We start from the raw sequence: 23551 nt of genomic DNA, 5'->3' as shown, positions 1-23551 counted from the left end.
CTCAGGCTTCTTCCAGACAAAGCTCGAATGTGATGCAGACGGGGTTTTCACCGCGCAGGAGGGAGCCGTGGGTGATGTTGCCCTTGGTATCGACCATGGCAATTTCCAGGTGCGTCCCGGCCGCGTGAGCAGCTACGAATCCTTGGGTTACAAAAACCTCGGTGGCGATATCGTCCACGGTCGAACCATCGGCATACCGTGCGCCGATGAGACTGCCGACACCGCCGCGCAACGTCGCTCCGGCAAAGCCATGCTTGCGGCAGATCGCTTCCACGGTCTCGATGATATCCTCATTCGGGCCGACCCGGGCGATCACAGTGCGCGTTCCCGTCGTTGCGGCAAGCGGCGCCGCCGGCAGCGGATGGAACAGTGTAAACGCCGTTTCTTCATCTGGTTCCGATACCATCCGCACTTCCTCGACGCCCCAGGCAGTGGCGCGAATGGGCCGGCTGATAATTGTCTCATGCGCAAGAATATGGCCGGCGCAGCGCTTGCCGTCCTGTTGGACCCATAATGCATGACAATGGATAAAGGGCGCCCGGTCGCGCTCGCCAAAAGTAGCATTGCCATTCAGAAGCCTCGTTTCGCCAGCTGGCGAAAATGTCTCGCTGTACCAGGCAGCATGATAACCGTCGCTCGACAACGCAGGCATGAGGTAGTGGAACGGGGCGAACGCGCCACCTTCAAGGACGAGGGCAGCTGCCTTGAGATTCGTTTTGCTCAACTGACGAGCAATGGCCGCGTTAAGGCTCAGGCCAGGTCCCAGGATAAATTCGAACGTGCGTCCGACACCTTCAAGGCTCTCAAAACGCTCGGCAGCGATCGTTCCAGGTTGTTGCAAGCGCCGTTCAGGCACGGGCGACCGCCCTGGCATGCTGATCGCGTCGGTTCACAGACACGGCAGTGTTGATGTCGGCAATATGGTCCATACGATAGAATGCGATCCTCGATCCGGTTCAAAGAAACCTAAACGAATGGCGCCTGCTTGCAATCAATTTCGCCGCATAGTTCTATAGGATGGTAGAACGATCCATAATGTGGATCGACAACGAGCGCGGAACATGGAGCAAAAAGTTTCAACAACAGGTATGAGCGGGTCCCAGAGCGTCGACAGGGCGCTTGGCCTGTTGAGTCTTGTCAGTTATTTCGGCGATCAGGGTGGTGCACTCGGCGATATCGTGGAACAGAGTGGTCTCAATAAGCCGACGACGCGGCGTTTGCTGCTCGCGCTCATTCGGTCCGGATTGCTGGAACAGGATCCTTTGACCCGGCGCTATTATCTCGGGCAGGAAGCCTATGTGCTCGGCACGCTTGCGACACGCCGATATGGCCTTTTGCAGATATCGCGCGACAGTCTCAGTGTGCTTTCGGCCAAGACACAGGACACCAGTTTTCTGTCGATTCAGCGCGATAATTATGCAGTGTGCCTTCACCGGGAGGAGGGCACTTACCCGATTCGCACCCACGCGCTCCAGGCGGGCTATCGTCATCCATTGGGGGTTGGCGCCGGGTCACTTGCCATTTTGGCGGCCATGGACGACGATGAAATTGAAGCCATCCTTGCCATGAATGAATCAGAACTCCTGGCCGAATTTCCGCACCTTTCACCACCGCAGATAAGAGCCGATATCGCGGCCGCGCGCGCGCAAGGTTTTGCTCTCAACCCGGGGCGTATCCTTGCCAATTCCTGGGGCATTGGCCTTGCCATTCGTTTTCCCGATGCGCGGCCCGCTGGGGCTCTGAGTATTGCTGCCATTGATAGCCGGATGCAGCCCGCACGCCAGGTCGAACTAGCCGCTTTGATGAAAATTGAGGCAAAGAAAATCGAGGCGCGGCTTGCACATCTCCAGCCACTGCATGATCGGCCAAAACGACCGGTCAATCGCGGTGGTAGACCCGAACAGAGCCCGTTGGCATAGGTGAAGATATGACGAACAGGAAAGGATTGGTCATCGAACCGATGTCGAAAAGGGTCATGAATCTCTCCGGTTTTCTCGATCAATCGGCGCGCCGCTTTCCCAACGAGATCGCCCTGGTGTGGGGCGAAAAATCATGGTCGTGGTCACACCTGCAGCGCCGGGTCAGTGCGATGGCTGCAGCGTTGCAAAAGCAATTTGGCATCGTCATGGGTGACCGGATTGTCGTGCAGTCGCAAAATTGCAACCAGATGTTTGAATCGATGTTCGCCTGCTTCAAGCTGGGTGCTGTCTGGGTTCCGGCCAACTTCCGTCAAACTCCCGGTGAAGTTGCCTACCTTGTAAAGACGAGTGGTGCGAAAGGCATGATCTGCGGTCATTTGTTTCCTGACCATGCGGCAGCGTCCCGAGAGGCTTGTCCGGAACTGGAATTCATTATTGCAATCGGCAAAGCTGAATTTGGTGAAGACTACGACGACATCATCGATCGCTTCGTTGGCGAAACAGTCCCGGTTGCCGCTGTTGAACATGACGATCCCTGCTGGTTCTTTTTCACCTCCGGCACAACCGGACGGCCAAAGGCGGCTGTCCTCACTCATGGCCAGATGGGTTTCGTGGTCACCAACCATCTGTGCGATCTGATGCCCGACACAACGCACAAGGATGCCTCGCTTGTCGTGGCTCCGTTGTCGCATGGTGCGGGCATTCACCAGCTGACGCAGGTAGCAAGGGGCGCGAAAACCATCCTGCTGCCGACGGAAAAGCTCGATGTCGGGGAGGCCTGGCGTCTCATTGAACAATGGCGGGTGAGCAACATGTTCACCGTCCCGACAATCTTGAAAATGCTCACAGAGCATCCGGCCGTTCATTTGCGGGATCACTCATCGCTGCGCTATGTCGTCTATGCTGGCGCGCCCATGTACAGGGCCGATCAGATTCACGCCCTCAAAACGCTGGGATCCGTCATTGTGCAATATTTCGGCCTGGGCGAGGTAACCGGCAATATCACCGTGCTGCCGCCCGCAGAACATCACCTCGAGGATAAGGACGATGCACATCCGGGCACCTGCGGGTACGTGCGCACTGGCATGCAAATCTCTATTCAGGATGATGCTGGCAATGAAGTACCGGCAGGCACGACGGGCGAGATTTGCGTCATCGGCCCGGCGGTCTTTGCCGGGTACTACAACAATCCCGAGGCGAACGCCAAAGCTTTCCGTTATGGCTGGTTCCGCACGGGCGATCTTGGTCATATGGATGAGGCGGGGTTTGTCTTCATCACCGGACGGGCGTCAGACATGTATATTTCCGGGGGCTCCAACGTCTATCCGCGCGAAATCGAGGAAAAATTGCTAACGCATCCGGATATCAATGAGGTTGCAGTGCTTGGAATCCCCGACCCGGTATGGGGAGAAGTCGGGCTTGCGGTCTGCGTCGCCCGTGCCGATAGATCCCCGGATGGAAAGGAGATCATCGCCTGGCTCGATGGCAAGCTGGCCCGTTACAAACTGCCCAAGCGTGTTGTCTTTTGGCCCGAAATGCCGAAATCCGCCTATGGCAAGATTGCCAAGAAACTAATTCGCGAAGAGTTGATCAAGCGCAATGAGCTGGACGAACCCGATAGCAATTCAGGTGCTCATTGATTTGCTGCGAGCATCGAGCGGACGGCGATGACGATAACCAGTCCCTTGACGGTCAATCGGTCGAAATAGGGAATGGCAAGCATATTCATACCGTTGTTGATGCCAAAATTCGAAAACACTGTTGATCTACTTCACCACTTGAACTGCGCTTTTTTGTCCCGTCACAACGTTCATGACGATCCTGCTCGTAACAGTGCTGTCTGTCGACGCCGCCTTCATTCGAGCTTCAAACTCCAATCGAATCCGTTCGAGTGTTTTCGCAGGAAGCTGAGCCAGTTTGTGCCATGCGGGATGGGCAACGGATTTGTCCCAAACAGCCAATGCGTCATCCAGGTTCATAACATGCTCCTGCATGAGTTCCTGACTGACTTCGAGCATTTCGAATCCGGATGCTTCGAGAAGTTTGCGGCATTTGTCGGTGGTGTTGGCCAGCGTCGCATAGGGCAGCTCGATGCCGTGGCCGGCGGCAGTTTCCGCGATGACGGTGTTTATGCCGAACGGCTCACCAGGCGCGTCGAAACTGACGATGCCACCAGGTTTCAGCCAACGGTTCCAGGTTTTCAAAGCTTTCTGCGGCTTCGACATGAGTATGAAGGCAGACGAGCATAGAATTCTGTCAAATGCCCCGTCTTCGAGTTCAATTGACTCGGCATCACCCTGTATGAACTGGATATTTGTCAGGCTCTCCATGCCGGCCTTGAAATGCGCCTGTGTCAGCATTTCCGAGGAAAGGTCGATCGCCACGACGGACCCTTCGTTGCCGATCAATTTGGCTGCATGCAGCGCAAGCCGCCCCGTTCCGGTTCCGACATCCAGCACCGAGAGCCCGGGCTCGAGCCTCGCATGTTTGATGATAACAAATGCGAGTTTGGGATGAATGGCATCCTGGTCGTAAGTCTCGCTGCGGCGATCAAAATAATCGGCCGTCAGACCCTTCAGATTGGGGTTGTACTCCGTGTCCTCATGCATGGGGCAAACCCCATATTCGCCCAGACAGGAGCACAAAAATCACATTGCCCATTGTTTCGCCGCAGCGCATGGGAACAATCGATTTCAGCCGAGCGTACGACGCATCTGACAAGAGTCGGGTTGCCTTTCTCCGCCCCATCATAGCGGACTTTGGTAAACGGACTGTACACTTAACTCCGGGGAAGGGTCTGCGTTCCAAGGTTTGCCTAGAGAGCCGATCAGTCGGGAAGTAAGGTTCGTCCGGCCGCACCTTGCGCGTCTGCAATATCGTTTTGGACGCATGTCGCATCTCGCACCGGTTCGCCGGGTCGGCTCAAGCTCGAATTTCCGGCTGGTTCGCGCTTGCATCCCATCCAGTTTCAAGGCTAGGAACAGCGAACTAGAAATAAAGCCTTTTCGGGTGCCAAACTTGTCAATCGCCACCAGGCTCATTGTTGCGTCCTATGTAATATCGTTCATCGCGCTGGTCGCTGTTCTTGAACTCGGCTTGCTTTCGGCACTGCTCGCTGGCCTCCTCGTCTATAATGTCGTGCATCTAGCCGCCCCGGTTCTCGGCAGACTTGGTGTCGACGGCAATCTCGCCAAGACGGTTGCGCTGGCATTGCTGGCGCTGGTTTTCATCCTTTTGATCGTAACAGCAGTGGTAAGTGGATTGGCCCTGCTGACCGACGGATCGGAAGGTATCGCGTCACTTTTCAAAAAGATGGCGGAGATCATCGATACGGCTCAGGTTCATTTGCCCGGCTGGGCGCGTGATTATTTTCCCTCCAATCTAGAGGAACTGGAGTCGTTCGCAGCGAAGTGGCTCCGGGAACATGCCGGCCAACTCCAGTTGGTTGGTCGAGACATCGGTGTTCTGCTGGTTCGTATTATCGTTGGCATGGTGATCGGCGGAATGATCGCACTGAGTTCCGTTTCGCCTTCCCGTAAACCTGGCCCTCTGGCGGTGGCGCTTACAGAGCGTATAGACCGCTTCAGCGATGCATTTCGCAACATCGTTTTCTCGCAGCTTCGCATTTCGGCGCTAAACACGCTCTTCACAGCGATCTATCTTGTTGTCATACTGCCATTCTTCGGCGTTGAACTTCCACTTGTCAAAACCCTGATAGCCGTGACGTTCGTTGCTGGTCTTCTTCCCGTTATCGGCAACCTGATTTCCAATACAATCATCGTTGTGGTTGCCCTCAATGTTTCCCTGACCGCCGCCTTGAGTTCACTGGCCTTCCTTATTGTCATTCATAAGCTTGAGTATTTCATGAATGCAAAAATTATCGGCTCGCGGATCAAGTCGGGAGCATGGGAACTGTTGTTGGCCATGATCGTATTGGAGGCGTGGTATGGTCTCTCCGGCCTCGTCGCTGCACCAATCTACTATGCCTATCTGAAGGATGAGTTGAAGCTACAAAAGCTGATCTAGTGACACGAATGGCAATGGCTGACGAAGCAGGGGGTTGCGTCAAACGCCAAACGGGCATGCCGACCTCAAAAGCGCCACTTGAGTCCAAGTTTGTCTATGCGTTGCATAGAAATATCTTTCATTTTCACGATCATCGCATTCATTTCATCGCTAGAAATGGGGGCCGGCAACAGCTGCAAGTCTAAAGATGTGCGCAGCTGTCTTAGCATCTGCGCGACCTCGCTTTCGACCGCGGCGGTTGTCATCGCCGCCTTCGTGAAATCTGCCAGTTTCAGCCTGTTGTCTTCACCGTTCAGCTTCAGTGCCATCCGGTCGTGCTCGAGGTTAGGAAATCGCTAAAGTCGGACTAACGTCCCTGGTCGCGATCGCACGAGAAGGCTTTATGAAGACATAGATCCCATACGGAGGGGCATGGAGTTCAAGAGGGATGTCTTTTTGCTTGCATCCAACGAAGCGGGAGCTGTCAGTGCCCTGGAAAAACCACTCGCAGGGCAAGACCATCGGTGTCCAGACGGCCTCGACAGGCGCGACCTTCGTTGAAAAATATCTGAAGGATGTCGTTCAGGTCCGTGCGTGCAAGTCCACGGAGCAGCATGATCTTGATTTGGCCGCTGGCCGCGTCGATCTCGTCATGGCGTCAATGGCTTACCTCACGCCATCGGCCGCCAAGCCAAGCAATGAGGAGATGACAGTAACCGGTCCGCGCTCGGAACTGAAAGCGATGTTCGACAAAGGCAATCGATGCTGCCACGGCCGACGGGCGATAAAAACATTATCGCAGAAGTGGTTCGGCTTCGACGTTACACCGCTCTGATTGATTGAAGCCGGGCAACAAAGCAAATGTGTTTGAGCCGGCTGTCCATGATCGTTATTAAAGAAGCGCGCCTTGCTGGAACTGCCTCAGATCGGTCACGTTGCCGGACGCCTGAATTCGGGTTTTCGATGAATGGACAAGCGCAATATGGCCAACCGTGCGCCAGCGCCGAAACAACGCTCATTCAAGCCCACCTGGAATGGCCGCCACACGACTAGATTGCGTGGACTATAAAGGTCTTGACGCGACTCGGTTCTTTCCCCACGTTGGTTACGGTTTCGAGGGGTATCGACGTGAAATAAGCGTTACACGGGTTTCGCGGTGTTAGTACCGTGATGCGGCGTTAAATTGTTGTCCAGCGTTACCCCTTTGGTTTTTCTATCGAATCGGCGCATGGTTGCTGCGCCGGTGAGGTTCGACTTAACAGGTGCACAGGATCAACAGGCAGTGATGAATACGCTACAGCCGAATCAACAGGAACGCGTGCGATTGCCGGGCGCGCCATCCCTGTCTGTTGCCATATCGGCCGACCGGGCAATTGCTGCCGATGCGGAGATGCTGTCGGCGCAATTGCGAGCCATGCGCAATCGCCTGTTCCCGCCAACGGCGCAGAAGGCCTTGCGCAAATTCACCAGCGGCGAGGCTGCAAAGTTGATCGGTGTCTCTGACGGCTACTTGCGCCAGTTGTCCATTGCCGGCGAGGGACCGCAGCCGGAAACCGGCAGTGGTGGTCGCAGGCTCTATGCGTTGGCTGAGATCAATGCGCTGCGCCGCCACTTGGCGGAAGCCGGCGGTGCCAAGGCAAAGACCTATCTGCCGCATCGCGATCCTTCGGCCAACGAACATATGCAGGTCATCGCGGTTACAAATTTTAAGGGCGGGTCAGGAAAGACGACGACCAGCGCTCATCTTGCTCAGCACCTGGCCATGGCGGGCTTGCGGGTTCTTGCCGTCGATCTCGACCCCCAGGCGTCGATGTCAGCGCTGTTTGGCTATCAGCCGGAGCTGGACCTCACCGGTAATGACACGCTTTATGGGGCGATCCGTTATGATGGCGAGCGTCGCCCTTTGCGTGACATTATCTGCAAGACCTATTTCGATGGCCTTGACCTCATTCCGGGCAATCTGGAGCTACAGGAATTTGAACATACCACTCCACAAATGTTGGCCGACCGCCAGCATGGCGCGCAGCAAAGTGTTGAACAGCAATTGTTCTTCGCACGTGTCCAGGCTGCCCTGGACACGGTGGCTGGCGACTATGATGTCGTTGTTATCGATTGTCCGCCACAACTCGGGTTCCTGACGCTTTCAGCGCTTTGCGCGGCAACGTCGGTTCTGGTGACAGTTCATCCGCAAATGCTCGACGTGGCGTCCATGAGCCAGTTCCTGTTCATGACCGCGGATCTTCTCACCGTCGTACGCGAGGCGGGCGGTGAACTCAATTTCGACTTCATGCGCTATCTTATCACCCGTTTCGAACCAAATGACGCCCCGCAGCAACAGATCGCCGGCTTCCTGCGATCCCTGTTTGGTGACCGTGTGCTGACGTCGTCGGTGGTGAAATCGACTGCTTTTTCTGACGCGGGCCTGACCAAGCAGACACTTTACGAAGTATCCCGTGATAGTTTTACCCGCGCGACCTATGACCGTGCGATTGAATCGCTGACATCAGTCAATTCTGAAATTCAAGGGCTTATCTTCAAGGCTTGGAACAGGCCGGGGTGAGGGAGCGAGGATGGCAGACAAGAACCGCAGGGATCAGCTCAGGGCACTGTTTGAAACAGTCGAGACATCATCGCCCACTTTCACGCAAAGACAAGCCGACAGCGCTGCACCCATTGAACGCAATTCTTCCCTTGAAACGCCGAAGCCAAGGTCGGCTTCGGGCGCGGTCAAGGCTATGGGCCTGTCACTTGGTGGTATTTCGCAGGAAATCGAGGATGCACGCCGGTTGAAGGAAAGTTTCGAAGGCACGGAGCGTGTGGTCGATATCGATCCGCGATTGGTGGAAAGCTCGTTCATCGAGGACCGGCTCAGCCATGAAACCGGACTTGATGAAGGTTTTGAGAAACTGGTCGAGAGCATCAGGCTGAACGGCCAGCAGGTGCCTATCCTGGTTCGGCCGCATCCACAAAAGCAAGGGTTTTATCAAAGCGCTTATGGCCATCGCCGCCTGCGGGCCGCTGCCCGGGTTGCTAAGCCGGTGCAGGCTATTGTCCGCGACCTGACCGACGTGCAACTGGTTCTGGCGCAGGGTAAGGAAAACACCGAGCGGCGCGATCTTTCATTCATCGAGCGCGCGTTCTTTGCCCGCAATCTCGTCGAGCGCGGCTTTGAACGAGGGCTGGTGCAGGACGCACTTTGCCTCGACAAAGCAGAGATGACACGGTTTTTACAAGTGGCCGCGGCCGTTCCGGCATCGATTGTGCGCGCCATCGGCCCGGCTCCGAAAATCGGGCGGCCGCGATGGGTCCGATTTGCCGAGATGCTCAAATCCGACAATGCGCACCAAGCAGCGCTGGAGGAGATTGCCCTTGATGGTTTCAAGGCGGCCGACAGCAATTCGCGCTTCAATAGGATTTTCGAACGGCTGCTAAAACAGGCGGCACCCGCGGCGGCGCGGGAAGTGAAGGGTATCATCCAGGACAGCACGGGCGTCAAAGTGAGCGCTCTCGCGCAATTGCATTTGGACAAAGGAAGACATGTTCTCGCCTTTGCTGAGCATGCGCCGAACGGTTTTGCCGAATATGTCGCATCGGAACTCGAGACGCTTTTGGATCGCTTTGAAAGCCGGCGGCGAAGTTGAGTCGCTTTTCCGTTTTAAAACGGGAAGAGACAAGGACTCCTTCGGGAAAAAAGGCTGCAGAACATCAGCGCTCTTCATGCCCTTTTCAATGAAGCAGTTCAAAGGCCCAAGCACGTCAATCCCTTTTTCCGAATCGCCAGTTTGGTCAACGCGCTGGCCGATCGTCGCGCAGATGGCGATTGCGCAACTTGCAAAGGGGGCCCGTGCCGTTTGGTTGGCAAAGCTGGCCGTCTCCCGCCCCTGGCAGGGGCTGCTTTGGCCCCTTTTCGAAGCAAGCGGCGCACTTTGTGCCAAGGTCGAGGCAACAATATCTGACTGTTAACTGTCTAATCGACACGGCCGCGCGCGGCAACGCGTGCACTCTCAATGATTTCGTCACCGGAAATGAGGATGACTTCATCAAAGAGGTTTGAGACCACACAGCAATGGTTGGGAATGACGCGAAGGCGATCGCCGACCTTTGGCTTGGAGGCGCACGCACCAAGGTCAATCACCCCATGTTCTTCACTGAGCGAGGTAATCACCGCATCCGGATAGTCTGTGATGCGCCCGAATCCCTCCAGACCCAAAGTATCGCTGGTGAGGGCCTTTGAGCCAGCGTCAATGACTGCGCGGTTTTCCGTTGGCCGGCTGACAACTGTTGCAAGCACCGTCAATGCACAATCATCCCAAGTACCGACCCCTTTCGACACCTGAAATCGATCCAGATAAATATAGGTGCCCGGGCGATGCTCCGTGGCACTTGTCACTTCGTGTGCCCGCCACATATCCGGCGAGCCGCCGTTAGAAATGATGCGGGGATCAAGCCCCGCATCACGCGCCATTTTTTTCGCCAAAGACAGGAAAGCTTCAGTTTGCGCGATCGAACCGGTCTTTGGAAAGGTCATGAAGCCGGCAAAGCTCAAACCGTCGGACCCATCAACCAGCTTGGCCAAGGCCAACGCTTCATCGGGCGTCTGGACACCACATCGGCCCATACCGGTATCGCACTCGATGAGAACAACAAGTGGTTTCGTGCTGTTCTTGAAAGCCTCGGCGAGGCCATGGATGGCAACGTCGCTATCGGCCGTAACGGCAATTTTAATGCGTGCGTTTAGCGCGACGAGGCGATCGAGCTTGGCATGTCCGACGATGTTATAGGGAAGGAAAATGTCGGTGATGCCCGCATCGGCCATGACCTCGGCCTCTCCCAGCTTCTGGCAGGTGATGCCGACTGCACCAAGTTCTATTTGTCGTTTGGCAAAGCGTGGCAGTTTGTGCGTCTTGATATGCGGGCGCACGGCAAGCCGGTGACCGTTGGCATAGCGCTGGAAGCGCTGCAGATTGGCTTCAACGCGATCGACATCGATCAGAACAGCAGGCGTATCAACGTCAGAAAGTTTCACGGTCTAGTCTCCAAGTGGAAGGTTAGGCGCATCGCTCTTATGCATGCCCTGAAGGTTCTTGATGCGGCGCATCCGCTCGACGCCAGGCGCCCCGATCTTTTCGGCAATCGTCATTGCCAGCATATCGGTCAGGGCGAGCAAAGCATAGCGCGCCGGCGAAGGCCGGTACACATTGGTGCCCTCATCCACATGGAACGGCAGGACGAGTTCGGCGGTGCGTGCCAATGAGGAGTTGGGCGCGGTGAAGACGATTGTCCTTGCCCCGTAATGCCCGGCAATCGTGACCGCTTCGATCAAGGGTTTAACCTCTCCGGAAAGTGAGTAGGCGACGATGACCGTTTCCTTGCTGCTGATTGCAGCGGTCATCTGCTGCATCTCGCCGTCGGTATGTGACGACGCCAGGATTCCGAGTCGAAACAACCGGTTTTCCAGTTCGGTCGCCGCCATGGAGGAGGAGCCGCCGGAACCATAAGCCCGGACCATTGCGGCCTGCACCACGATCGTTGCGGCGCGGTCAAGATCGTCGTGATTGATCAGTTTGCCGACCCTTTCAATCGCATCGCGAGCGCCTTGAGTGATTATCCCCGGAACCCCGCTCCCCCCGTTCTCCGCAGAGGGAGTGGCAACGATGAACCGTCCCGCAATGGCGAGTGATTGCGCCAGCCTTACCTTGAACTGGCGCGTGCCTTCAAAGCCGAGCATCCGGCAGAAACGGGTGATGGTCGGCTCGCTCACCCCGGCTTTCTCCGCCAGTCTTTCGATCGATGCATGCGTGGCAAATTCAGCGTCCGACAGGATCGCCGCTGCAACCCGTTGGTCTGATCGCAGCCCGCTATCGGCTATTTCTCTCAGTCGGGCGATGATGTCGAAATGGGGCGATTCCATGGGTAAAATCAGATCCGGATTCCTGTTGCGCGGTCAAAGACATGCACCTTTGCTGGATCGGTCGTCAGCAGCAGCTGACTTCCGGGCTCCGGTGCAACGCGGTCACGAAAGACACAACGCACACCCACGCCCGCGACGGTGCCAAAAATATGGGTTTCCGAGCCCGTCGGTTCGACCACAGCGACCCGATACGGGAAACTTTCAGCGTTGTCAGCCAGCCGGTAGTGTTCGGGGCGAATGCCAATCTCAATTTCCTGGCCCGACGCTGCGCTCGTCTCACTGACGGGTATGGTAAATCCGTCCTGGGTCCGCATCCGGGGCGCGCCATCGCTGCGCTCCAGCGTGCCGGGAATAAAATTCATGGCCGGTGATCCAAGGAACCCGGCGACGAACTTGTTGACCGGTTTGTCGTAAAGCTCCAGTGGCGAGCCGGACTGTTCGATGCAGCCGCCATTCATGACGACGATGCGGTCCGCCATTGTCATGGCCTCGATCTGGTCATGCGTGACATAAACCATCGTGGTCTTCAATTGCTGATGCAGTGCCTTCAATTCCGTCCGCATCTGCACGCGCAACTTGGCGTCAAGGTTGGAAAGCGGTTCATCGAACAGGAACAGGTCGGGCTCGCGTACGATCGTGCGGCCCATGGCGACGCGCTGGCGCTGGCCGCCGGAGAGCTGGCGGGGCAGGCGATCGAGATAATCATGGAGATTGAGCGTCTCGGCCGCCTTGTTGACCTTGGCATCAATCATGCTCCTCGCTTCGCGCCGTATTTTCGGACCAAAGCCGATATTCTTGCGGGTGGTCATATGCGGAAACAGCGCATAGCTCTGGAACACCATGGAAATATTGCGCTGCTGTGGCGCCAGTCCGTTCGACAGACGATCACCGATCCACAGTTCACCCGAGGAAATCTCGTCAAGACCGGCGATCATGCGCAAGAGTGTGGACTTGCCGCAACCCGAGGGGCCAATGAGAACCAGAAACTCGCCGTCACGAACGTCAAGGTCGATGCCGTGGAGTACATTCATGGCGCCATAGGATTTTACCAGCTGCTTGATCTGCAGTCCGGCCATGTCAGTTTCCCCCTGCAAGAATTTCATTGATGAAACGCAGATTGCCGGCCGTCAGTCCCGCATCCACCGCCAGTGCTGTCCCGGTGATCCCCGAAGCGGCAGATGACGCCAGGAAAAGCGTGGCCTGCGCCACTTCCTGCGGCGTTACCATGCGCCCCAGCGGATAGTGCGGCAATAGTTTTTCCACAAGCTCCGGCTTACCTTGCAACCGGTGATCCCAGGCCGGCGTCCGGACAGAACCCGGACAAATCGCATTGGCCCTGATTCCGTAGCGTCCGCGTTCCACTGCGAGTGCTTTCACATAGGAAATCAACCCGGCCTTGGCAGCAGAGTAGGCGGGATTGCCGAAATAGCTGAGACCATTGACCGAGGATATGAAAACAACATTGCCGCTGCCGCGCTCGCTCATGGCGTTGACAACCGGTGCGGTCACGTGGAACACGCCGTTCAGATTGATTGCGATCTCCCGCTCCCAGACCTCATCATCGACATCATCAAGCGTTTCGCCGCGCGTAAAGCCTGCGTTGTTGATCAGCACATCGGGTGTGCCATAGGTTTTGATGAAATCGCGGACAACCTCATGGACTTCAGTTCGGTCAGCCAGATCGAAAACAAGCCGATTTGCGAGTGGCAATGGCTCCATGGAAACGAGATGCTGATCGGCCCCGGAGATAATCGCTCCCGCAGCATGAAAAGCTGTGATGAGAGCCTGTCCGATCCCGCCACCGGCACCGGTAATGAGGACATGTTTGTCTTTGAGATCAAAGAAATCGTTGAAACCTGAAGTGGTCATGGAACTGGCCTGCATGATGTTGATGTGCGAGCTGCGCCCGCTTGCCGTCAGCTAAAGGCGTGTCATGAAAAAAAGCAACATAAAAAACCTGACCGTGGGCGAAATACCGACTTGCATGAAACTAAATTACATTTGATGATAGTGCGCCGGTTGAAGGCGCTTGCCGGGAAAAGGAGAATTCCCTGATGGCGTCAAAAAAGTGCTGCCTGCGTGCAGCTGGAACAAGGGGATTGAAGATGACAATCAAACAGAAATTATGTTTTCTCGCTGGAGCAGGTCTAATCGCGTTCAGCACGAGCGCCTTTGCTGAAAGTACAGTGCGGGTCACTATCGCCGAATACAGCAAGGGCACGGGCCCCTATTTCGAAGAAGCCGCCAAGGCTTTCGAAGCGGCGAACCCCGACACCAAGATCCAGATCGAGGTCGTGCCATGGGACAGTTTGCAGCAAAAGCTCACCACAGATATCTCCGCTGGCGCCAACGCGGATCTTTCCATCATCGGCACACGCTGGCTGCTCGACTATGTCAAGGAAGGCATCGTCGCCCCGCTGGATGAGAACATCACGCCCGAGTTCAGGGCCCGCTTTATCGACACATTCCTCACGCCCTCGGTCATGGATGGCAAGGTCTACGGTCTGCCGATTGCAGCCTCGGCCCGCGCCATGTATTACAACAAGGATATTTTCGCCAAGGCAGGCATTGATACGCCGCCGGCGACCTGGGCCGATTTCAAGATTGACGCGGAAAAAATCAAGAAGCTTGGCGCAGAGACCTATGCGTTCGGCCTTCAGGGCAAGGAAATCGAGACAGACGTCTATTTCTACTATGGCATGTGGTCGAATGGCGGCGAGATCGTCAAGGACGGCAAATCAGGCCTCGATTCACAGGCGGCCATCGATACCGCGAAGCTTTACAAGAGCTTCATCGACGCGGGCATGACCCAGCCCGGCGTTACCTCCTACTCCCGAGAGGATGTGCAAAACCTGTTCAAGCAGGGAAAGGTCGCGACCGTGATCACCGCCCCGTTCCTGTCCAACCAGATCAAGAGCGAAGCACCTGAGCTGAAATATGGTGTTGCGCCCATCCCGGCAGGCCCGAACGGTGACAAGGGTACCTATGGCGTCACAGACTCCATCGTGCTCTTCGAGAATTCGAAGAACAAGGAAGCGGCGTGGAAGTTCCTGGATTTCCTTTTCACCACCGGACAGCGCACGAAATTCGACAAGATCGAAGGGTTCCTGCCGGTCAATGCGGAAGAATCCAAGGACCCCTATTTTGCCGACAACGCTGACTTGAAGGTCTTCACCTCCTTGCTGCCAAATGCCCGCTTCGCGCCGGTTATTCCAGGCTGGGAGGACATCGCACAGACGACCTCGAACGCCATCCAGAAGATCTATCTGGGTCAGGGCGAGGCTGAGGCGACTTTGAAAGAAGCCGCTGCAAAGATCAACGAAACGCTGAAATAAGGCCGACAAAGGAGGGCGGCTTTGCCGTTCTCGGCCAGGTCTTTCAGTGTCTACCATCTCCAGGCAAGGAACGCACGCGGATGCAACGGGCTGCAGCTCCCTATTTTCTCATCCTGCCAAGCTTTCTGCTGGCGGCGGCCATCATTCTCTGGCCGCTCAAGGAGATCGTCTCGCTGTCACTGCACGATGTGAACAGGTTCGGGATGTTGCGCGATTTTATTGGGATGGAGCATTTTCGCGTGCTGTTTGCCGATCCTGATTTCATTGCCGCCACATGGCGCACGCTCGTCTGGACCGCGGCAGTTGTGCTGGGAACATTGATCGTTTCAGTGCCGATCGCGCTCATTCTCAACGAGGATTTCTACGGTCGCGGCGTCGCCCGCATCCTGATCATGCTGCCCTGGGCGATCTCGCTGACCATGACTGCTGTGGTGTGGCGCTGGGCACTTAACGGTGAAAGCGGCATGCTCAATTCAGCCTTGCGCGGTCTTGGCGCGATCAACACCAATATCCAATGGTTGGCGCAGGCCTCAACAGCCTTTCCAATGCAGGTTCTCATTGGCATCCTCGTTTCGGTGCCGTTTACCGTCACCATCTTCCTTGGCGGCCTCTCCTCTGTGCCAGACGACCTTTACGAGGCGGCGGCGACGGAAGGGGCTGGGACATGGGACCAGTTCCGTCTGATCACGCTGCCGCTGCTCAGGCCCTTCATCAATATCGCCTTCGTCCTGAACACCATCTATGTGTTCAATTCTTTCCCGATCATCTGGGCGACAACAGGGGGTGGGCCTGCCAATTCCACCGACATTCTGGTCACCTATCTCTACAAGGTCGGTTTTCGGCTCGGCAAACTCGGCGAGGCCGCCGCAGTATCGCTGATCATGTTCGCAATTCTTCTGGCCTTCACGATTATCTATGTGCGGCTTGCCATGCGCGAGGCGAAGACATGAGCAGGAAATTGAAACTCTCGATCCTTTTCTGGCTTTTTCTGTCGCCGATCGTCGTCGTGATCCTGTTTCCCTATGCGGTGATGACCATTACGTCACTGAAATCCGCAACCGAGGTGCTCAATCCCAATTGGTGGCTCTCCGAATTGCATTGGCAGAACTTTCCAGAGATGTGGCGGACCTCGGGCATTGCCGAGGCTTTGGCCAATTCACTCTACGTTTCGACCCTGACGACCACTTTGACCACCCTTGTCTCGATCCCCGCCGCCTACGCGCTCAGCCGCTATCAGTTTACCGGGCGCGACGCGTTCCGCCAATTCCTGTTGGTCTCGCAGATGCTCTCGCCGATTGTCCTCGTCATCGGCCTGTTTCGGCTGGTAGCCGGCGTCGGCATGATCGACAGTCTCAATGTGCTGGTCGTGATCTACACGGCGTTCAACATCGCCTTCTGCGTGTGGATGCTGCAAAGTTATTTTTCCACTATACCGCGGGATCTTGAGGAAGCTGCATGGATGGAGGGGGCAAATCGATGGCGCACGCTCATTGCCGTGTTCCTGCCCCTGGCGGTCCCCGCCATGGTCGTCACCGCCATCTTCACCTTCATCAATGCCTGGAACGAATTCGTCATCGCATTGACCATGCTGCGCACCGAGGGCACCTATACATTGCCAATCCGTGTCTTTTCGCTGGTGGCAGGGCGTTATACCGTGGACTGGCATTATGTGATGGCTGCGGCTTTCGTGGCTTCGGTGCCCGTTGCCATACTCTTTGCCTGGTTGCAGCGCTATCTGGTGCGCGGACTTGCCATCGGCGCCGTCAAATAATCAGAAAGCAAGGACCTTTGTCATGACCAAGCAACATTTTGGATTGTCGCATGTACCGTTGTCGCCGGCCGTGCGGGCTGGAGATTTCATCTACATCTCAGGCCAGGTACCCGTTGGCAGCGAGGGAACGGTGATCATCGGAGGGATAGAAGCCCAGACGAAACAGGTGATGGAGAATATAAAGTCCGCGCTGGCACTGGCGGGTGCGGAACTTTCCGATGTGGTGAAGACCTTCGTCATTCTTGAGGACGGGCGTGAATTTGCTGCCTTCAACAAGACCTATGCCACCTATTTTCCAGAAAATCCGCCCGCTCGCACCACCATTGAATCCCGGCTGATGATCGACATCAAGATCGAGATCGAAGCCATTGCCTATAAGCCCCTGTGAACCCAGTGTGAAAGCCCACCATGCGCATTTTTACCGCCTCTCTCGCGACCGAAACCAATACCTTCTCCCCAGTACCCACGGATCGCGCCAGCTTCGAGATGGCGTTCTATGCGGCGCCGGGCGAGCATCCGGAAACGCCGACCTTGTGCTCGGCGCCCATGGTGGTGCTTCGGAGCCGGGCGAAAGCGGAAGGCTTCGAACTGGTCGAGGGTACGGCAACCTGGGCAGAGCCGGGCGGACTTTTGCAACGGCGGGCCTATGAAGGTTTGCGTGACGAGATCCTTGGCCAGTTGCAGGCGGCATTGCCGGTTGATGCCGTGATCCTTGGTCTGCATGGTGCCATGGTGGCGCAGGGGTATGATGATTGCGAGGGTGATTTGCTTGAGCGGGCCCGCGGCATTGTCGGCCCCCATGTCCTCATTGCCTCGGAGCTTGATCCACACAGTCATCTCACCCGCAAGCGCGTCGAAAACGCCGATATTCTGGCCGCCTTTCTTGAGTTTCCGCACACGGATTTCTACGAGCGCGGCGAGCACGTCGTCGACCTTGCCCTTAGAACCCTCAAAGGTGAAATCAAGCCGGTAATTTCTACTTTCGATTGTCGCATGATCGGCGTGTATCCGACGAGCCGCGAGCCGATGCGCTCCTATATTGATCGGCTCAAAGCGCTGCAGGGTCATGATGGAATCCTCTCTGTCTCGCTCATCCATGGCTTCATGGCGGGCGATGTTCCGGAGCTGGGCACACAACTCATGGTCATCACCGACAATGACGAAAAAAAGGGGGTCCGACTCGCCGAAAAACTCGGCATGGAGCTGTTTGCCTTGCGCGGCACGACCGCGATGCCGATGCTCGACACGGAAGCCGGACTGGACAAGACGGTTGCGCTCGTTGCGACGAACCCGGGCAAGCCGGTCGTGGTTGCAGATGTCTGGGACAATCCGGGCGGCGGCGTCGCAGGCGACGGTACGCTGATCCTGCGGCGGATCATCGAGCGGGGTATCGGCAACGTTGCCGTAGCGACGATCTGGGACCCGATCGCAGTGACCTTCTGCCTCGCAGCGGGCGAGGGCGCACTTATCCAGCTGCGTTTTGGCGGTAAAGCGGGGCCTGACGGCGGCGCGCCCATTGATGCTCGCGTCGAGGTCCTTCGGACCACAGAAGAAGGTTGGCAGAGCTTTGGCAAGAGCCGCGTCACGCTCGGACCTGCGGCGGTCGTTCGTCTGGAAGGCACGGATATCGAGGTGATCCTCAACACCAACAGGACGCAGACATTCGAACCCGATATTTTCTCCAATGTCGGCATTGATCTGCGGTCGAAGGAGATCCTTTTGGTCAAGTCCACCAATCATTTCCACGCGGGTTTCGAGCCGGTTGCAGCCGAGATCCTCTATATCGATGCGGGTGCGCCCTATCCATCTGATCCAAAGAAAACCGACTACCGCAAACTGTCGCGCGAAATCTGGCCAAGGGTGGAAATGCCTTTCTGAATGTCAAAGAACCGGCGGTCAAAGCGTCGTCGTGGGCAGGTATGCAATCGCGTGGACAGGTCCTTGCGGCCTCTTCTTTTGCGGCGGCAGCAAGGCTCACAGGATAGCCCTGCTTTGCTGCCGCTCAGCGTGCAAACGTACTGCCTGGCCGGTGCGGCCGGCAGCGAGATGATGATCCGCCTCGACATCGAGAGTGAATATTGTGCGCGCCCGTGCGTCGCTTCGGCAATGTTATCCGTCGGAGGGAGGAAGCACCGTCCACGCGCCCGCAATGACCGCATCAACCCGATGGCGTCTGGATGCTCTGCCAGAGCCAAAGATCAGCCGCGGGGTTGCAGCAGCGCCAGGGTGACCGTCGATGCACAAGGCATTGCCAAATTGAATTGATCATCCACTGCACGACAGCGGCGACAAACGCGCTCTCGCGTGCGGAACGTTGCGCCAGGCAGTTGGTTACTATGATAGCGGAATGTTGCCAAAGGCAAAGGCATCCGTCCCGATAGGAGGGTGAAAGCTTTCTTAGGGGACACTCGATTGGCGCGTTCACAGGAAACACCAGGAGGTTCAAAATGCAAACGCTAAGTGGTCTATACGACAACTACGGCGATGCCCGAGCTGTGGTCAGAGAGCTTGAGGATGTCGGAATATTGTCTTCCAACATCAGCATTGTCGGTCGCGGTGCTGTAGCCAATGAGACCAATGCTGCACAGGGCGCAGCCGCGGGTGCTGGCGTTGGAGCTGTTGCCGGAGGCACGGGCGGGCTCCTTGCCGGGCTGGGTATGATCGCCATTCCAGGCGTAGGCCCCGTGGTGGCAGCAGGATGGCTCCTCGCCACCATTGCGGGAGCGGCCGCGGGTGCCGTAGCGGGAGGTGCCGCCGGCGGCGTCATCGGCTCTCTAACTGATGCAGGCGTCGATGAGGACGAAGCGCATGTTTATGTGGAAGGAATCCGTCGGGGCAGCACCTTGGTATCCGTTCGCGTTGACGAGGATCAGGCAGCCATCGCAAGGTCAATCATCAAGGACGATACGTTTGCTGATTTTGAAGCGCGCCGCGCCATGTATCATGAAGAGGGTTGGCAGGGATTTGATGAGACGAACCCGGTGTTTACAGAAGAAGAGGTCGCTAGGGAGCGGCAACGCTTGCGCGAATATCGCCAGCAAATGCCGTAAGCGGGGTGGACCGCAGGTCGGCAGCTGGGTCGGCTCGATAATGACCTAATTTCTGGGTCTATAACGGCTGGCTCGACGAGACCGGAAGGTCCCGATTTCGCCGCCAAAGGGCAGACGATGCGGGTTCCCTATCGTAGGATCGCCCGGAGCGCAGGCTCGAGTGTTGGCGAAAGAGGCTCGAACATACGACCGTTCGCTCGATGCCAGCGCCGCTGCCACAGGCAATTTCATACTGCCCAAACGCGTTGCATTTTACCCGACTTATATGGATTGTCGTTTGTCTGCGTTCGGGTACAGGATTCGTCCAGGCCTGTTAGACAGGATCGGCGCCCATCACCAATCCTTCAATATCATGCTTTTGGGTCACCGGTACTAACTCGTCCACCACCCGGCAGACCAAATGCTTTTGCACCGAATCCGGCAAACTGTCAAAATAGCCCTGGGTGACCATGAGGTCGTGCAGTTGCGCGTGTCCTGCCCCGGGAGCATCGACGCCAAGCACCATGACCGGTCGCGCTATTGGAGATGCATGTTCAGTACCCCTGTGCACAGTCAGCGCCGAACGACAGGAGATATCGCCAAGTTTTGGGAACTTGCGAACAGCTTTGCTTTGAAACACCGGCCAGATATCCTTGCCAGGAAACATCTGGTGCTTCCATTCGCGACCATCGACGTACTGCGTTCCTGGCGCCACTTCGAATGGCCCCATAGCCTCGGTCACATCCACGCCGGTCAAGTTAAAGGCCAAAGATGTAATGCGGCGATCGACATAGGTTTCCGGAGGCGAAGGAAAATCGCGGTGCCATGGTTGAAACTTCGCGCCTTGGAAAGGAACATCAAAACCGATCTCGACGATCTGGTAATCCTTGCCAAGCGCATTTTCGCAAATTGCTGCAACCCAAGGATGCGTTACCAGATCAACGAATCCTCCAAATTGCTCTGGATGGATTTCGACATACCAGCGTCGCGGGCCTCGTCCTACGGCGCCGCCGGGCCGCTGAATTGCAGACCAAAAGGCCGTCATCATATCTTCACGCATGTTTTCGGCCCACTCGCGGGAAAAAGCCGATTTTTTGCCGACAATTCCATCGGTCGTTAGGGTCGCTAAGTCGTGTTGGAGCTCGTCAACGATGAACGGAGTGCCCATAAAACCTCCCAGAATTTATATTATTAGTATGGTCGCTTATAATTATGAGTCAATGTGGAGAATGAAACATGTATGCCTCTTAGTGTTGCGGTTGGACCAGGCGACCGCCGTGCGCATTTGGTGCAGCAGTTGCGAATGAGAGCAAAGCCTTTGGCCAGCGGAAAGGCGGATCTTCCGCAAAAGCATGCCCAGCTTGATAGGTCAGCGATGACAGAAGGTGAGGTCTTTACCCCTCCCCTCGTGGGGGGCCGAAGGCGGGCGAGGCCCGATGTCCCGGGCGCTGGAGGCCGCGCAGCAGCAGGCAGGGAGACTTTACAAAGCGCGAGGACACCCCGTTAAAAGAACTCCTGCGCACCACATGCCTGCAATTCTTTTACGAACCAAGCCGAGCATTTGACTCTCTGCCTCTTTCATGCTGAATTGGCACAATGGTCCAACCAATTTTGGTGAAGCGTTTCGTGATAAGCCCGATCCTTTCCCCCGTGCATACGCCCTCACGCGACGACGCCGTGCTGCATGCGCTGGTGGATTTCGTGACGAGTGAAGGGTTGAGGCCAGGCGACCGGCTGCCGACCGAACGCGTGCTGGCCGAGCACCTGAAAGTCAGCCGGACGACAGTGCGCGAGGCGTTGACGCGTTGGCAGGAGCTTGGCCTTGTCGAACGGCGCCAGGGCAGCGGTACCTATCTGAAAGCGGCGGTCACGCGCAACATGCTGCATCTGCCACTGACGCTGCCATCGGGCAACGACTTCAACAGCCTGATGCACACGCTGGAAATCCGCCGCGGCCTTGAGGCCGAGGCGGCCGTGCTCAGCGCCGAACGCGCCAGCGATGCGGATATTGCCTTCATTGAGCAGAAACTGGTCAAAATGGAGGATGCCTTCCACGCTCGCCATGGCATGTCCGCCGATGAAGACTGGGACTTTCACCTTGCTGTGTTCCGCACCTCCGGCAACCCGCTGTTCGAACAGATTATCGCGGCCATGTATGAGATGTTCCACCGCTTTTGGGAGCATCCGCTTGGCGTGCAGGATTTTGGCCATGCCAGCTTTCCCTATCACCGCACCCTTTTCAACGCCATTGCCGCACGTGATCCCATCGGTGCCCGCGCCGAGGCATTGAAATTGATTGCCACCGTCGAGGACGACCTCAAGCGCGGTGCTGCAAACCTGAAAAAGCAGAACAAGAAGAGCCAAGAATGAGCGACAACCCGTATTTCCACGATCAGGACATGATGGCGCAAGCCGCAACGCTGCTTGCCCATGACGAGCCGTTTCCTGGCGGTTCGGTGGTCCCGCCGATCTACCAGACATCGCTCTTCACTTTCGACAATTATGCAGCAATGGCCGATGCTTTTGCGGGACGCAAACGCCAGCCGATGTATTCGCGCGGCGACAATCCGACCGTTATGGAGTTTGAAGCCAAGATCGCAGCGTTGGAAGGTGCCGAAGCCGCCCGCGCCTTCTCCAGTGGCATGGGCGCCATCAGCGCAATGGTTCTCGCCTTTGTCGGGGCGGGGGATCGGATTGTGGCAGTGCGCAATTGCTACGGCGATGCCTACCGGCTGTTCGAGCGGCTGCTGCCGCATCTTGGCATCAAGGTCGATTACGTTGACGGCTCCGATCCGGACGCGGTGGCGGCGGCCTTGCCGGGTGCGAAGATGCTCTATCTCGAAAGCCCGAGTTCGATGATGTTCGAGTTGCAGGACATTGCCCATTATGCGCGCCTCGCCAAGCAGCACGGCGTTGTGACCACCATCGACAATTCCTGGGCGACGCCGCTGTTCCAGAAGCCGATCATGCACGGCATCGACCTCGTCATGCATTCGGCCTCCAAATATCTCGGCGGTCACAGCGACACGGTGGCCGGCGTCGTTGCCGGTTCGCAGGAAATGATCGATCAGATCAATGCACGCACCTATTCCTATCTCGGAGCGAAGCTATCGCCCTTTGAAGCCTGGCTGCTCTTGCGCGGGTTGCGCACGCTGACTTTGCGGCTGCCGCATCATATGAAGAGCGGGCTTACCATTGCCGAGCGGCTGAAAGCACACGACAGCGTCGAGCGGATCATGCATCCGGCCTATTCCAATCATCCGGGAAAGGCGACGCTCAGCGGCTATTCGGGCCTGTTTTCCTTCGAGGTGAGTAAGGACATCGATGTGCCGACATTCGTTGATGCGCTCCAGATTTTTCGCATCGGCGTCAGCTGGGGCGGTCATGAAAGCCTCGTCGTGCCGGCGCTTGCCTCGTTGCAGCAGACGCCGGATGCAAATTCGATCGGGCGATTTGGTGTCAGCCCGCGAACCATCCGCCTGCATGTGGGACTCGAAAGTGTAGAGGAGCTTTGGGCGGACCTCACAAATGCACTGACAAAAGCAAAACGCTGAACTTCATAAATGGGAGCTTTATAATGC

At 56.7% G+C, this 23551-nt stretch carries 23 protein-coding genes; 14 read left to right on the top strand and 9 right to left on the bottom strand.

Annotation, left to right across the window (positions count from 1 at the left end; translation table 11 throughout):
* Position 1: 1 nt before the first annotated feature.
* Entirely contained in the window at positions 2-856 is an 855-nt protein-coding gene (locus tag CU103_RS17735) for a PCC domain-containing protein (RefSeq protein ID WP_170117053.1), read from the bottom strand.
* Between the two features lie 205 nt (positions 857-1061).
* Here CU103_RS17735 and CU103_RS17730 point away from each other — a divergent pair, with 205 nt between their 5' ends.
* Together CU103_RS17730 and CU103_RS17725 are read left to right on the top strand one after the other, a co-directional pair.
* Positions 1062-1919 carry an IclR family transcriptional regulator gene (locus tag CU103_RS17730; protein WP_106665368.1) on the top strand — a complete coding sequence of 286 codons (858 nt, stop codon included), beginning with the start codon at positions 1062-1064 and terminating at the stop codon, positions 1917-1919.
* Between the two features lie 8 nt (positions 1920-1927).
* Complete coding sequence (locus CU103_RS17725) at positions 1928-3559, top strand: acyl-CoA synthetase (RefSeq protein ID WP_106665367.1); 1632 nt, start codon at positions 1928-1930, stop codon at positions 3557-3559.
* Here CU103_RS17725 and CU103_RS32515 read toward each other — a convergent pair.
* The gene (locus CU103_RS32515; RefSeq protein ID WP_280954606.1) at positions 3553-3678 is read right to left on the bottom strand and encodes a hypothetical protein; all 126 of its coding nucleotides are present in this window, start codon (positions 3676-3678) and stop codon (positions 3553-3555) included. The genes CU103_RS17725 and CU103_RS32515 overlap by 7 nt on opposite strands.
* Before the next feature lie 7 nt (positions 3679-3685).
* On the bottom strand, positions 3686-4528 hold the full coding sequence (locus tag CU103_RS17715; RefSeq protein ID WP_106665366.1) for a class I SAM-dependent methyltransferase: 843 nt from the start codon (positions 4526-4528) through the stop codon (positions 3686-3688).
* A gap of 400 nt (positions 4529-4928) precedes the next feature.
* On the opposite strand from CU103_RS17715, the gene CU103_RS17710 reads away from it, so the two are divergent.
* Positions 4929-5945 carry an AI-2E family transporter gene (locus CU103_RS17710; protein WP_106665365.1) on the top strand — a complete coding sequence of 339 codons (1017 nt, stop codon included), beginning with the start codon at positions 4929-4931 and terminating at the stop codon, positions 5943-5945.
* Positions 5946-6010: 65 nt separating this feature from the next.
* Here the strand turns inward: CU103_RS17710 and CU103_RS31455 are convergent, their stop codons facing one another.
* On the bottom strand, positions 6011-6253 hold the full coding sequence (locus CU103_RS31455; protein WP_170117052.1) for a hypothetical protein: 243 nt from the start codon (positions 6251-6253) through the stop codon (positions 6011-6013).
* Positions 6254-6411: 158 nt separating this feature from the next.
* On the opposite strand from CU103_RS31455, the gene CU103_RS17705 reads away from it, so the two are divergent.
* The 3 genes from CU103_RS17705 (at position 6412) to repB (ending at position 9565) form a co-directional block, all read left to right on the top strand.
* Positions 6412-6759, top strand: a complete 348-nt coding sequence (locus CU103_RS17705) for a type 2 periplasmic-binding domain-containing protein (RefSeq protein ID WP_245448860.1) — start codon at positions 6412-6414, stop codon at positions 6757-6759.
* Positions 6760-7209: 450 nt separating this feature from the next.
* Positions 7210-8484, top strand: coding sequence for a plasmid partitioning protein RepA (gene repA / locus CU103_RS17700; RefSeq protein ID WP_245448858.1), 1275 nt, complete (start codon positions 7210-7212; stop codon positions 8482-8484).
* Between the two features lie 10 nt (positions 8485-8494).
* The gene (gene repB, locus CU103_RS17695) at positions 8495-9565 is read left to right on the top strand and encodes a plasmid partitioning protein RepB (RefSeq protein ID WP_106665364.1); all 1071 of its coding nucleotides are present in this window, start codon (positions 8495-8497) and stop codon (positions 9563-9565) included.
* 326 nt (positions 9566-9891) lie between these two features.
* Here the strand turns inward: repB and CU103_RS17685 are convergent, their stop codons facing one another.
* Genes CU103_RS17685 through CU103_RS17670 form a run of 4 tightly spaced genes read right to left on the bottom strand, consistent with a single transcriptional unit; the run spans position 9892 to position 13704 of the window.
* Positions 9892-10950: a D-TA family PLP-dependent enzyme gene (locus CU103_RS17685; RefSeq protein WP_106665362.1), complete on the bottom strand. Its 1059-nt coding sequence runs from the start codon at positions 10948-10950 to the stop codon at positions 9892-9894.
* Positions 10951-10953: 3 nt separating this feature from the next.
* Positions 10954-11835, bottom strand: coding sequence for a MurR/RpiR family transcriptional regulator (locus CU103_RS17680; RefSeq protein WP_106665361.1), 882 nt, complete (start codon positions 11833-11835; stop codon positions 10954-10956).
* Positions 11836-11843: 8 nt separating this feature from the next.
* Positions 11844-12911: an ABC transporter ATP-binding protein gene (locus CU103_RS17675; protein ID WP_106665360.1), complete on the bottom strand. Its 1068-nt coding sequence runs from the start codon at positions 12909-12911 to the stop codon at positions 11844-11846.
* A gap of 1 nt (position 12912) precedes the next feature.
* On the bottom strand, positions 12913-13704 hold the full coding sequence (locus CU103_RS17670; RefSeq protein ID WP_106665499.1) for an SDR family oxidoreductase: 792 nt from the start codon (positions 13702-13704) through the stop codon (positions 12913-12915).
* A gap of 236 nt (positions 13705-13940) precedes the next feature.
* Here CU103_RS17670 and CU103_RS17665 point away from each other — a divergent pair, with 236 nt between their 5' ends.
* The 6 genes from CU103_RS17665 to CU103_RS17635 all read left to right on the top strand — a co-directional run bounded on the left by CU103_RS17665 (position 13941) and on the right by CU103_RS17635 (position 19991).
* Positions 13941-15170, top strand: coding sequence for an ABC transporter substrate-binding protein (locus CU103_RS17665; protein ID WP_106665498.1), 1230 nt, complete (start codon positions 13941-13943; stop codon positions 15168-15170).
* An 80-nt stretch (positions 15171-15250) separates the two neighbouring features.
* The gene (locus CU103_RS17660) at positions 15251-16120 is read left to right on the top strand and encodes a carbohydrate ABC transporter permease (RefSeq protein ID WP_106665359.1); all 870 of its coding nucleotides are present in this window, start codon (positions 15251-15253) and stop codon (positions 16118-16120) included.
* The gene (locus CU103_RS17655; RefSeq protein WP_106665358.1) at positions 16117-16941 is read left to right on the top strand and encodes a carbohydrate ABC transporter permease; all 825 of its coding nucleotides are present in this window, start codon (positions 16117-16119) and stop codon (positions 16939-16941) included. The genes CU103_RS17660 and CU103_RS17655 overlap by 4 nt, the downstream gene beginning before the upstream one ends.
* Before the next feature lie 22 nt (positions 16942-16963).
* A complete protein-coding gene (locus tag CU103_RS17650; protein ID WP_106665357.1) occupies positions 16964-17329 on the top strand; it encodes a RidA family protein in 366 nt (121 codons plus the stop codon).
* A gap of 20 nt (positions 17330-17349) precedes the next feature.
* Positions 17350-18819 (top strand): M81 family metallopeptidase, encoded by a 1470-nt coding sequence (locus tag CU103_RS17645; protein WP_106665356.1) that lies wholly within the window; start codon positions 17350-17352, stop codon positions 18817-18819.
* Positions 18820-19388: 569 nt separating this feature from the next.
* Positions 19389-19991 (top strand): general stress protein, encoded by a 603-nt coding sequence (locus CU103_RS17635; protein WP_106665354.1) that lies wholly within the window; start codon positions 19389-19391, stop codon positions 19989-19991.
* Positions 19992-20304: 313 nt separating this feature from the next.
* Here the strand turns inward: CU103_RS17635 and CU103_RS17630 are convergent, their stop codons facing one another.
* Entirely contained in the window at positions 20305-21138 is an 834-nt protein-coding gene (locus CU103_RS17630) for a phytanoyl-CoA dioxygenase family protein (RefSeq protein ID WP_106665353.1), read from the bottom strand.
* Positions 21139-21566: 428 nt separating this feature from the next.
* On the opposite strand from CU103_RS17630, the gene CU103_RS17625 reads away from it, so the two are divergent.
* Both CU103_RS17625 and CU103_RS17620 read left to right on the top strand, forming a co-directional pair.
* Positions 21567-22340 (top strand): FadR/GntR family transcriptional regulator, encoded by a 774-nt coding sequence (locus tag CU103_RS17625; protein WP_106665352.1) that lies wholly within the window; start codon positions 21567-21569, stop codon positions 22338-22340.
* The gene (locus tag CU103_RS17620) at positions 22337-23524 is read left to right on the top strand and encodes a PLP-dependent transferase (protein ID WP_106665351.1); all 1188 of its coding nucleotides are present in this window, start codon (positions 22337-22339) and stop codon (positions 23522-23524) included. Before CU103_RS17625 ends, CU103_RS17620 begins: the two co-directional genes overlap by 4 nt.
* Positions 23525-23551: the final 27 nt, after the last annotated feature.

Source organism: Phyllobacterium sophorae (assembly GCF_003010965.1).
GTDB classification, from domain to species: domain Bacteria; phylum Pseudomonadota; class Alphaproteobacteria; order Rhizobiales; family Rhizobiaceae; genus Phyllobacterium; species Phyllobacterium sophorae.
The sequence above is the reverse complement of the archived record's forward strand: the minus strand, read 5'-3'. Positions and strand labels throughout refer to the sequence as shown.